This is a genomic window from Elusimicrobiota bacterium (assembly GCA_028718185.1).
Classification (GTDB): domain Bacteria; phylum Elusimicrobiota; class UBA8919; order UBA8919; family UBA8919; genus JAQUMH01.
This window is the reverse complement of record JAQUMH010000018.1, coordinates 25,498-36,092: the sequence shown is the minus strand read 5'-3', so window position 1 is coordinate 36,092 and position 10,595 is coordinate 25,498. Positions and strand designations below refer to the sequence as shown.

The 10,595-nt window shown below is 35.4% G+C and carries 14 protein-coding genes; all 14 read right to left on the bottom strand.

What is annotated here, in order from left to right; all coding sequences use genetic code 11:
• Positions 1-192: 192 nt before the first annotated feature.
• Positions 193-1,317: a hypothetical protein gene (locus tag PHE88_12035; protein ID MDD5688548.1), complete on the bottom strand. Its 1,125-nt coding sequence runs from the start codon at positions 1,315-1,317 to the stop codon at positions 193-195.
• Positions 1,318-1,403: 86 nt separating this feature from the next.
• Positions 1,404-1,859, bottom strand: coding sequence for a hypothetical protein (locus tag PHE88_12030; protein ID MDD5688547.1), 456 nt, complete (start codon positions 1,857-1,859; stop codon positions 1,404-1,406).
• A gap of 484 nt (positions 1,860-2,343) precedes the next feature.
• On the bottom strand, positions 2,344-2,727 hold the full coding sequence (locus PHE88_12025; protein ID MDD5688546.1) for a hypothetical protein: 384 nt from the start codon (positions 2,725-2,727) through the stop codon (positions 2,344-2,346).
• The gene (locus PHE88_12020; protein MDD5688545.1) at positions 2,711-3,481 is read right to left on the bottom strand and encodes a ParA family protein; all 771 of its coding nucleotides are present in this window, start codon (positions 3,479-3,481) and stop codon (positions 2,711-2,713) included. Before PHE88_12020 ends, PHE88_12025 begins: the two co-directional genes overlap by 17 nt.
• Before the next feature lie 746 nt (positions 3,482-4,227).
• Positions 4,228-4,530, bottom strand: a complete 303-nt coding sequence (locus PHE88_12015) for a helix-turn-helix transcriptional regulator (GenBank protein ID MDD5688544.1) — start codon at positions 4,528-4,530, stop codon at positions 4,228-4,230.
• Between the two features lie 92 nt (positions 4,531-4,622).
• A complete protein-coding gene (locus PHE88_12010) occupies positions 4,623-4,964 on the bottom strand; it encodes a type II toxin-antitoxin system RelE/ParE family toxin (protein MDD5688543.1) in 342 nt (113 codons plus the stop codon).
• Positions 4,965-5,135: 171 nt separating this feature from the next.
• On the bottom strand, positions 5,136-5,315 hold the full coding sequence (locus PHE88_12005) for a hypothetical protein (protein MDD5688542.1): 180 nt from the start codon (positions 5,313-5,315) through the stop codon (positions 5,136-5,138).
• Between the two features lie 206 nt (positions 5,316-5,521).
• Positions 5,522-6,022 (bottom strand): thermonuclease family protein, encoded by a 501-nt coding sequence (locus tag PHE88_12000; protein MDD5688541.1) that lies wholly within the window; start codon positions 6,020-6,022, stop codon positions 5,522-5,524.
• Positions 6,023-6,167: 145 nt separating this feature from the next.
• Positions 6,168-6,344, bottom strand: a complete 177-nt coding sequence (locus PHE88_11995; GenBank protein ID MDD5688540.1) for a helix-turn-helix domain-containing protein — start codon at positions 6,342-6,344, stop codon at positions 6,168-6,170.
• Positions 6,341-7,984, bottom strand: coding sequence for a type IV secretion system DNA-binding domain-containing protein (locus PHE88_11990; GenBank protein ID MDD5688539.1), 1,644 nt, complete (start codon positions 7,982-7,984; stop codon positions 6,341-6,343). Before PHE88_11990 ends, PHE88_11995 begins: the two co-directional genes overlap by 4 nt.
• A gap of 21 nt (positions 7,985-8,005) precedes the next feature.
• Positions 8,006-8,530: a hypothetical protein gene (locus PHE88_11985; protein ID MDD5688538.1), complete on the bottom strand. Its 525-nt coding sequence runs from the start codon at positions 8,528-8,530 to the stop codon at positions 8,006-8,008.
• A gap of 15 nt (positions 8,531-8,545) precedes the next feature.
• Entirely contained in the window at positions 8,546-9,142 is a 597-nt protein-coding gene (locus PHE88_11980) for a TrbI/VirB10 family protein (GenBank protein MDD5688537.1), read from the bottom strand.
• Positions 9,143-9,152: 10 nt separating this feature from the next.
• Positions 9,153-9,941 carry a hypothetical protein gene (locus PHE88_11975; protein ID MDD5688536.1) on the bottom strand — a complete coding sequence of 263 codons (789 nt, stop codon included), beginning with the start codon at positions 9,939-9,941 and terminating at the stop codon, positions 9,153-9,155.
• Positions 9,938-10,594, bottom strand: a complete 657-nt coding sequence (locus tag PHE88_11970; protein ID MDD5688535.1) for a VirB8/TrbF family protein — start codon at positions 10,592-10,594, stop codon at positions 9,938-9,940. Before PHE88_11970 ends, PHE88_11975 begins: the two co-directional genes overlap by 4 nt.
• Position 10,595: the final 1 nt, after the last annotated feature.

Sequence of the window (10,595 nt, the reverse complement as noted above, 5' to 3'; positions counted from 1 at the left end):
GATACTCTTTGTTTTTTAAGAGGTGCTATTTCTTTATTTAATATATCCTCTTTTTCTTTAACCACATTATATTTTTTTTGAATTTGTGCTGCAAGGTCTGCTGTTCCTTTGTGTGAAAATTTAACGCCGGCGATATTGGTTTCCATTTTTTATAGCCCCCTTTGTTTTATTATAATAAAACATTTTATTTTGTCAAGTATTATTTTCTGTTGTTGTTATTTTAGATGCCTGGTATTCCGCTATGGCATCAAGCAGCGCCGGTCTTACATCATAACCACTGTATTTATCTTTTACAAATTTTGTTTTTATTATAGCTATTTCTTTTTGTTCTTCTGGTTCAAGGCTGTTGTAATAGTTCATTAAATATTGTTCTTTTATTTCGTTGTCTTCTTTTACGGCGATTGTGGTTATTTGTTCAGATACTATGTCTTGTTTCCCCTTTCGGACTACTAGCTTTTTGCCTTTGCCGGAGTCCAGTTCTTCTATTTTGCAATAAGTGATTTTTCCTGTTGAGAGTTCTTTGCCCTCAAGGTTTTTGGCTGCTGTTTTGATGCTTCTTAGGAAGCTGTCTATTCGCATGTCTTCAAGGCCGAGGTCTTTGGCGAGGTTCTCGTCTATTGTATATTCTAACATGGTTTTGTCGGACATGACTAGGTCAAGCCAGCGGTACAGGATTATTACAGTGTCACCTTTGAGTTGTTTTAGCACATCTAATCTAACGGGTTTCATAAACTTGTTTAATATACTTCCTGTTATGTATTTGTGAAATGCAAATTCACTGAACATTACCCGAGAAGTTGCATCCTTACCATTTTGTTTTTCAATTATTCTTAATTGCATCAAAATATTCATTGGTTCGGTGAGTTTTAATGTTTCTGCTTCTTTACTAGGTCTATACGAGGATTCAAATGTTAAACACACGCCCCTTAGATTAAGTAATCCTGTCTTTATAAAGTTATATGTGCTTCTTCCCCAAGATATATTAAGGATATCGGCTATTTGTCTTAAGCTAAAATGGACCGGCTTGTCACTGGGTTTTCCGGAATCTTGCCACTTCTTAAGTAGTGCGTATATTATTTTACCTTCTCTGTGTGCTGTAAGTGTATATTGCTTGTCGCCTTTTAAATAGGGTGAGATAGTCACTACTTGCTTGTTTCCTGCACTATCTACCCGTTTTAGGACTCTTACCCCCTTATGTTCTTCTGTACTAAATAAAGGCCATTTTTCAAGGTTTAAGTCCATTCGGACTAATTCCTTTTTATTGTTAATAACTTTTTGTATTTCGTTTTCAGGTTTATCTTTTTTTTTCTTTGTCATTTTTTCTTTTAACTATTTAAAAAGTTTTTTTAAGCCCCTTACGGGGCTTATTTAACTACTGTATACTATTTAATACTATAAAAAGACTATTCAGCAGATACTTTAAGAGAGTAAAATGTATCATTTTTCCACACCAAGACACCAGAAACCCACACCAAGACACCAACATTCCACACCAAGACACCAGAAACCCACACCAAGACACCAACATTCCACACCAAGACACCAGAAACCCCACACAAGACCACCAGACTACACACCAAGACACCACGAATCCCACTTAAAGCCACCAACATTCCCACGGTATGCCACCACTTTACCACATCAAGCCACCATTTGTCAAGTAAAATATTTCTTAAATATAATATTTTAATAACCATTTCATTATTCCGCATTTTTCTAAGACAAAAAACAATAAAGAAAAAATTACAATCAGAAAAATAATAGACAGTAAAAGCACCATTACAAATTCTATTATGTCTAATACAACGTTCTCGAAGGTTTGTTTCATAAATAATAAAAAAACCTGCTACGCCTCGCAAGCACAAACCTTCGAAAGAAAGGCCCGCTCGGACATAGCAGGAAATAAAAAAACGAGCGCTAACATTTTTAGTGCATAAAAAAGCTCGTTTGACTTTCGAAGGTTTGTATCTTTCATAAATCTAACACACATTACTACAGCATAAGAATCTTGACAAGTACTTTTTACTTAAAGGTAAACATTTGTAGCGTCCATCATTTTAAAAATAGACGCGATAAACATTAAATATCTCGAAAAATAAAGAACAAATAGTTGCTTTATTTAAGTGGCAGCTATTCCACTTTTACTGATATGTTTATTATAGTATTTCTTTTAATTTATGTCAAGTATTTTATTTGTTTTATAAATATTTTTCTTTTTAGGTTCCGGATAACAACCACAACCCTGCTTCTCTACTATCTCCGAATACTCTTTTCGTCGGTGAATATAAGGCATTATGAAGTAAATACATCATAATGTAAAGAAGTAAAAAGGTTTATACATTATTACTTCTTTAACAGGATACTGCTTTCTTTGTTTATATTAAGGTCTTTTTCAAGCAGCTCAATTGCCCGGTCTATCAAAAAAGACCTCGGTACCTTTTTGTCATACTTGACTTTCAAGTCAAGCGATAATTTGTCTAACGCGATAAACGAATCCTTTGAAAGATAGCAAGTCGTCTTCATTATTTTGTTTTTGGAATCTCCCCCACCGGATTGTTTCACCTCTTTTTCTTTTCCCAGTCCCGGCGATTGAGGTAATGACGTAATTGCATCATAAGGTAATGATGTTTTTACTTTATTAACTTTTTCCGTATTTCTTAGTACTTCCAGTGCTGGTTTTGCGAATGCGTCTGACTGCAGTCCTGTCTTTTTACTTTGCGTGCCCATAGTTAAGTACCTCCTCACATAGATTTTTATAATTTTCAGCACCGGTAGACGAGGGGTCATACTGAAAAATCGTCATGTGGGCGCTATGTGCTTCTTCGAGTTTTATGTTTTTGTTTATTACGGTTTTAAAGACAATATCGCCAAAGTGGTTTTTTATTGATTCAAGAGACGACTTGGAAACGTTTGTTACCGGGTCGTACATTGTGCAGACGACACCCATTATTTCTAGTTCGAAGTGGTCTAATCCTTCTTTTATTTGTGCGATTGTATTTTCAAGCAGTGTGACGCCTTTCATTGCAAAGTAGCTGGTTGAGACAGGCACGATTATGTGTTCCGCTGTTGTTAGTGAGTTTACAGTGAGCAAGCCAAGAGAAGGGGGGGTGTCAATTATTACGTAGTCGTATTCGGCAAAGGCGCCTGCGGTTGAACGTTGTAAGATTTTTTCTCTGCCCAGTACTTCAGAAAGCTTTAGGTCGGCACCGGAAAGGGTTATGTCTGACGGTAAGAGAAATAGATTTTGAATTGAGGTTTGTAGTATTGCTTCCCTTATGGGAAGTTTATCGAACAGAACATTGTTGATGGTTTTTTCAAGAGTGTCTGTGTCGGTAAAGATTGAGCTTGTGTTTGCTTGCGGGTCCATGTCTACCAATAAGACCTTTTTGTTTTTCATTGCAAGTCCGCCGGCAAGGTTTACGGCGGTTGTCGTTTTCGCGCAGCCGCCTTTCTGGTTTGCTAGTGCGATTATTTTTGACATTCGGGTTAATCCTCCTTATGCGTTATGATGTAATGAAGTATAAACATTAAAGCGTCATAATGTAATAACATTATAAAGTATTTGCGTTAAAATGTCAAGAGGTAAAAAGGTATTGAAGTATTTTTTTAAATTGAGGTAAGGGTCTCGAAGGTTTGTACCGACGAGAAGAGGAGAGGGGAGTTGTTCTGTTTTTATAATAGTCTTAAGCGGATTTGAAAAGTCCATATGGAGCGACGCAGTAAGAACACACATAGTAATTTTTATTTCCTGGCGAAAGCGAGGGGAAATGAGAAAGCGAAGGCGAGGCGAAGCACTCGTGTCTTCCTGTCTTCCATTTTTCACTCCTGCTATCCTGCCGAATTAAAAATGTCTATGTGGACTTTTGTTCTTATGGCACAGCGGAATGGTTTTGGGCTTTGAAAATTCGCAAGTATCAACACTATACGCAGTATGTAGGGTGTTGAGACGCTCCCTCACGGGCGGGGGGTGGTGGGGAAAATAAAAAAGCAGGCGGTGTCACGCCTGCCCACAGCAGTATAAACGCGGGCTGCGATTTATACCCAAGCTCCATTATAGGTAATATAAAAAGATTGTCAATGAGTGGGATTATAACTATATACTTATATTTCATTTGGTGAGAAATAGGCTCGTGTTTTTACGCATCAATATTCTAAGAATAAAAAAAGATAATAAAAAGAGCCACTCACTAAGAGAGGCTCTTTTTAAATAATTTTATTCAAATCCAGTTACCTAAAATCTATTACTAAATGTTTATGCAGTGCTTTTGCTATTTTAATAAGCGTGTTTACAGAAACACTTAGAGCATTTTCTGTTTCCATTCTAGAAACACACTGTTGCCTTACATGTAATCTGGACGCAAATTGTTTTTGAGAAAGCCCGTGTTTCTTTCTTAATTCGGCAATTTGTACTGATAATCTTAAAGCCCGAAGCTCTTTATTAAACAACTCTTTATCTTCTTCAGTCTTTATTATTCGACTTGTTATCTCTTTTAGAGATATGTGGTTTCCTTTAGTCTTATCGGTTTTCATATTCTTTTCCTCATTTCATATCGTATCTCGTACGAATTCTTTTCGTATCTATTTCAATTCTTATCGTATCATGGTGCGACTACTCTGTAATTTTATATCTTACTACTTACGATAGTAGTAAGATATTCTGTTCTCAACATCTCTGCTCGCTGTATCTCATTTTTATCTAACGCATCTTTCTTTTTTTCGTATCCATTTACCATAACAATTATTTTTTTATCAAAAAAGTAAAATATTCTATACTTTTTGATTCGTAAGTACCTAATACCGTTTCTTGCAGTGTCCGTATGAGGTCTTACTAATAAATGTCCTTTTTCTTCTAGCAAGTGGAATTTTGCGAGTACTCTTATTTTATCCTCTTGCGACAACAATTCGAGAAAATCTCCTGTTGGCGATCTCCCGTTTTGTCGAACATAGAGAATTAATTTGTTCATCCCAATCTCCTTACTGCCGTTTCAAAGAACTGTGAAACACGGGCTTTCTGTTCCAATAAAAGTATACAACAAAAATGTTGTATTGTCAAGTACTTTTTATGTTTTTATAAAATATTTATTTTTTGGTATAATATTGAAGTGGTTTGCAACGATTGGAAGAGGGGGATGCTTTTAATGGATGTTGGGGGGTAGTTTGGCTGAAGGACTGGTTTTTTTTATTTCTTCAAAGAGCTCGGTTTCTGTGATTAATTTCTTTTTTATTAGTACTTTTATTAGTGCGTTAAGTGAATACATTTGTGCGAGTAGTGCTTCTTCTATTGTTATGGGTGGTACAAGTTTAATTTTTGCCATTTTGTGTTAAGCGGTTTATTCAAAGAGTGATTTTAATTCTTTAATTGATAAGCTCATTTTATTTATAATTTATTTTAAAAAAAACAAAATATGTGATAACTATGAATGCAATAGCTAAAGCTCCGATAACTAACTTACCAATGGGAGTTAAACTGTGTAAAAAACCTCTATTTTTCATTTCTGACTTATATTTCGTAATCCGCATATTATTTCCACAAACCACGCTTGTTTTCTCGGGCTTCTTGATATGCTTTCAAAAATAGGTCTTTATATTTCACATCTGGCGGGATTGTCATTGGGCTGGCATAACCTGCCCTTATTATTGTTTCGTTTAGCATTGTGGAGCTGTCTGATAAATATACGTAACCTAAAAGTCGGCCGTAACGATCGGTTTTTTGTACGTCAAATACTATTTTTATGATGTCGCCTTTCTTTACAAGGGTTTTTAAATAGTCTGATGCTTGTTTGCCTAACGTCGTTATGGTCCTTACATCTTTGCCGGTTCGCTGTGCGTCTCGGCGTGCTTTTGCGTTGTTTTTGCTTTCGGGCGTGTCTATGCCTATTAAACGCACGCTGGTGGGCTTTTTATTGTATTCTATCTTTATTGTGTCACCATCTATGATGTAAAGAACCTTTGCCGTTATTGACAAGTTTTGAGCGTGGAGCGATGCAGTAAATAACAATAGGGGCAGTATGAGTTTATTCATTGTTGATTAAATTTGCCCCCAACAAAAAACGCGGGCCAAACGTGCGAACGAAAGACCGCTACTTTGCCAGGGGCAAATTAACAGGTTTTTTAATACTTCTTTTCTTTCGCACGTTTGATTCATATAATATTTTGGTCTCAATTCTTTATCTTAAAAGCTTTTCAAGGACGTTTTGTAGGAATTTCATCGGCTTGTGTTTACTGGTTTCCCATCGCAAAACCGTAGAGTACGACACTCCCATTTTACTTGCAAGATCTTCCCTAGACCAGCCTTTTTTTTCTCTGGCTGCTTTTAAATTTTCTCCATACAATTCATTTTTCATTCTAATTCCCTCATGAATTCTGCGACATCGTTTCGTTTATTATAGCAAGATGTTTGTATGCTGTCAATTTGATTCATCGGTACTTCAATAACCCTTCCCGGTGCTACGCCATTTTCATGGAAAAGGATAAATTCTCTGTTTTTCAATTTCCCAAAATCTTCTGGAGCAAGTGCAGCATGTTGTCGTTGTATGTCACTGCTTGTTTTACTTGAATTATTTTCTCCCTGACTTACTGATTCTTGCTTTTCATCATACATCATGTTGCCTAGGCGTTGAGACAGCGATGTTCGAGTTTCCATACTTGATGTTCTCATACCAAATATGTGTGCCGCCTGATTCGCCCATGCACCTTGCTCCCCATGTGTTTTATCTGGCAATCTCTGCCCGCTGGCAATTATACTTAATCCCTTAGAACGGCTTTGATTATATACCGAGCGTTCTATATCTGCCGGCAAATGAAAAGTCAACGCCTCATCTATAAATACGGCAGCCCTGAGTTCGTCTTCACTTACATCTGGGAGAGATATTGCTCGTAACAAAAAAGCAGAGAGCATAAGGGCAAGAGAACCGTGTTGTTCTGCACTACTCGTCGCATTGTTGAGTAAAAAAATTCTTCCCGGGTGTTGTAAAAGGTCATCGATTCTTTTTCCACCAGGTGTATTTTGTGCCAATAATTCTATTGTGACTATATCCCTAAAGCCGATTAAGGCAGTGGCATATTTACCCTGGAATGCTTTATCATCTCCAGCCTTTTCCCTTTTTTTTATCAACCACATTTTTGTTTCGTCAATAGTATCAAAAGTAGCAGCGTCTTTTAGTAATACTATAGCACTGTCGGACCAGAACCTATCAGTTGTGTTTCCGCTGTGGTGTGACTCTACTGCAGTAGATATGACAGAATATTTTAATTCAGGATGAATTTTGAAATCTTCCCACATTTTCCAACCAATAGAACGGGTGTCATACGGTGCAAATATTATGTCCGTATCCGGATTATATAGTGTTCGTAGCCACTCACCCTTTGGGTCGTGTATTAGAATTGGTATCTTTGGATATTTTTCCCGTATGCCATCATGAATCGCTTTCATTAAGCGGGATTTACCGCTTCCCATGTCACCAAGTATTGTTACTCCTCTTGATAAACGATTAAATGGTAATATAAGTGGCTTTGTTGAGTGTTTGGCAAATTCCCTTATATGTTCCGGCAATACATCTCTACTAAAATTTCCAACCTTAATGCCGTTAGTATCTCCTGTGGGTATAAAAACAGGACCGTGTTTTAATGTTTTAGGATTTAGTTTATATAGGAAAAACGTTTTGAAAATAACGGTAACTACAACCAATAAGGGTGCATAAATGGTATCATTTAGAAATGGTTTCCAAAACATATTTATTATCCGTTCCATGTAAATTGTTTCAAATACGGTTTTGTATGATGTGTAATAAAAGTTTTTGAGGATATAAAAACCAAGTATTAAGATTGAAAAATAGACAGCAAATTGCCAGAAGAACAGTTTTTTCTTTGGTGGTTTCCATAAATAAAAAACAAAGAAATGATAAACAAAAAAAGCCGATAAAATCAAAATCATAAATTTTGCAATATCAGGCAACGAAGTATAATAAACAATTATTTTTATCATTTATGTTCTACTGTAATAAAACTATATTTCCAGTCCTGCAGAAACATCTTTTTTCTTTGATTGAATCTCTTTTACATTTGTTGGTGAATATAATGACAATACTTCTTTTCGAGATATTTTTTTAATAATATTGTGTAATTCGTTGTTTGCTTCTGACACGGGTTTTATTACTTTATAATATTTTTCTTTTATGTCGTCTTTTATCTCTCCCCTTCTTGTAAGTTTCAACGAAATAACATCACCTACATTTAATTTTGTTTCATCTTTTATATACATGCAAAATTGTCCCTTTTCCGTTTTTGACCACTCCCGCTCAGTTTCCATGAATTCTCGTTTTACTAAGTGTTTTGGGTCTAAACCCGTAATCTTTGCTACATAACTTTTGTCGTAGACGGATTTTACCACCATTAACATGCCCACTTTTCGCTCAGCTTCCTTTTCCTTTTTAGCTGAACTGATAATATGACTTTCTGCTTTATCATACACTTGAGGAAAATTCACTTTAATATAATCTAACATTATATGTTCTTCTTTGTTAGTTCTCATTAGATTACTCTCCTTTTAATATTCTAATCTGTCAACGACATATATTTGTATAGCTATATCTTTCTTTATAGTTATGGAATAGTCCTGCTTACCTGCCATTTCTTGCTGTGTGTCATCCGCAATGCCCTTTATCATTTGTGCCGGAATATCGTTTCCAGAGGCAACACTTGCCCCTGTTGCAGCTGCCGAAAGAAGTATTTTTGCTGGCAGACGTGCTTTCTGTTTATTAACCTTGCCAGGGATTCCGCCAGAGCCGTCTGTATGTAAGGCAAGACCCATAAATTTGATTTCCTGACCATCAGGAAAGACAATTGTATGAAATACGACATTAACCCTATCCACAGATTTTTCAATATTACACGAGCCGATAAGTTTTGTGTATTTTGGGATTATCACTTTCCCAAGAAAACTGATATCATATTCTGTTTGGGCGATTACTGGTGAAATTGTATTAAAAGAAAATATAGCAGTTTTTAGGACTGCATCAAAAGTAAAGCCAGTGTGCATAAAATATCGCATTTTTGTTTCGTGTTTTTCTGTTGGACCATTCCAGTCAGCACAAAATAGATTACTACAGCAAACAATGGATAAAACCAAAAGCATTTTTTTCATAATTCCTCCTTTAAGGTATATCAAAAGCAATAGAAAATACTCGTCCTTTATCGCCACTTTCTGTGAGTTTTAATGTTATTTGTTTTTGTTTCTGGATTGGAAGTAGAACTATAAACTCACCAGTTTTTTCTGGTGCTACTAAAGGTTCATTGTATATTTCAGCCGCTATAAGTTGTTGTTGTTCATAAAGTGATACATTCGCTATAAAAAAGTATTTTTGCTGTGAGTTTATTACTTTAAACTTAACTATGTTTTTTTCTTGCCATGGTGTAGTAGAATAAATGCGGACAGTGACATCGTTTATCGTATTTTCCTTTCCTGAAAAGAAATATGTTTTATCGGCTTTTTTGATAATATTATTTAAGGTATTGAAGTTAAAAACTAATTCGGTTTCCTGTTTTTCTACTGTGTAGTCTACGGGCGCTGTTGGTGTAACAGTTTTTGTTATTGTTTTTGAAGCAGTTTCTTTTTGTGAAGGATTGATAAAGGATTTTTGTTTTGTTGTAGGAAGAGAAACAACATAATCAGAGTTTTTCTTATCTACCTTTTTTCCAATAAAATTATTTGGAATATTAAGTTCGCTGTATATTAGAAGTGTCGGTAACCCGGCGTCGACATGCTTTGCTTTGTAAAGTATGGTATCAGTAACCTGTTCCGATACAATTGTTTTACTGCTTATATATGAACTGTAAAGAAGCCCGGCTGGTATGGGTGGATACGGGCTATGGTTCCCCCAGTCAACGAAGAAAACAAGGAGTAAAACTAAAAAAATAGTACTATAAAGGATTAAGTTTTTCATTTTTTAAAAAGGGTCTCGCTCCAAGCGTCTACCAATAACCCCCAAGGTGTATTTTCGGTTCTTTTAACTTTTTTAATTGACATTTCTGCTTCAAAAATTTCCTCTCTATTAAAATCAGTGTTTTGATAAGACCGGACTTCTCTTGTTCCTTTAACCTTTAAATCTATCCAATCCTTAGAATCGTTAATTGTAGTAATATTACTAATTTTAAGTGTGGTTTTTAACTGATTACTTTTTATGTTATCAACAACATTATTTATCGTCAAATAATCATTGAGCTTACGCTGACATTCTTCTGTCATCATTTTGAAAGCCCTCGTAAAGTTATCGTCATAAGCGTGAAAATCGTATGCTGAGAAATACTGGATAAAATATTGAGTGAAGTTAGAAACCTCAATCGGACTTACTGCAAGAATTGACTTGTCATATTTTACTACCTGAGCATTGCCAATCGAATCAACGTGTAACACTAAAGGCAATTTGTTTATGCTCTTTACAATAATAATAGACTCGAATATAGCAAGCATTATAAGAAAAAAACAACACTTTTTTAAAAAATTAAGCTGATTTATTGTATCACCAAATATCTCGAAGTATTTACTTGGTTTCTGTTCTACTGTTTTTGTGCCATTGCTCTCTTTTTTGCCTAACATG